The organism is Shewanella sp. 1180_01, assembly GCF_052850535.1.
The window spans coordinates 1-705 of the sequence record NZ_VXCT01000169.1; the positions used below are offsets into that span (position 1 = coordinate 1).

Consider the following 705-nt stretch of genomic DNA (forward strand, 5'->3'; position numbering starts at 1 on the left):
CGTTGCCTCCTTAAACGCCGCCTCTAACTTGGGCAATCCCAAATCACAGGCCGTGGGTTGGCACCAAAGCGCAAACTGGCGTGGTGTCGGCCAAAACTGCCTATCGCCCTGCTCGCGTCTGGCGCGATTCAGCCCCGCTTGCACTTGCTCGCGGCTCGCAATCCCCTGCGCGGCCAAGGTTTTAAGCCACTCGGCTTTGTGGGTCGCTTCGTCCTCAGGCCGCGGTGCACTCACCGGAAACAACACCCGCAACTTGCTAAACACGCTGTCCACAATCGCCATGTCCATTGCCGTCGGCTCAGGTTGGCTCACACGCCCCTGCCCAACCAGCGGCTGGCGGATTAAGGTCTGCAGTGATTTCATGCTCGTATTTTGGTTGGCCGTCATATCAAGGGGTCCTCAGGGTCATACACCGCGTAGCTCCAATCCACTTGCCCAACCGCAGTGGCCATCGGTCTTGGCAACGGCGTTAACCAGTGGCGTTCGCGGATAAACTTGGTAATGCCGAGCACAAACTGGCCGTTCGCGCTAAAGCCCCAACTCGTATCCAGCGCCGCAGCCTCCTTCAACCACGTCACCGCCAACACGCAATCGGCGTCGGTCAGCTTTTCACCCTTCCACGCTTTCCACGCAGCCGAATCCGACCCGCCTTTGCGATGGGCCGGATACGCTTTGAAAAACGCATTGAAAACCGACTTAGCACTC

The 705-nt window shown here is 59.0% G+C and carries 1 protein-coding gene and 1 pseudogene; both read right to left on the reverse strand.

What is annotated here, in order from left to right; all coding sequences use genetic code 11:
• Positions 1 to 387, reverse strand: a 387-nt coding sequence (locus FW758_RS24690; RefSeq protein ID WP_446446838.1) for a replication protein P, incomplete at its 3' end; no start/stop codon positions are given.
• Positions 384 to 705 (reverse strand): annotated as a pseudogene (locus tag FW758_RS24695) (helix-turn-helix domain-containing protein); the annotation flags it as partial. The gene FW758_RS24690 and the pseudogene FW758_RS24695, both read right to left, overlap by 4 nt.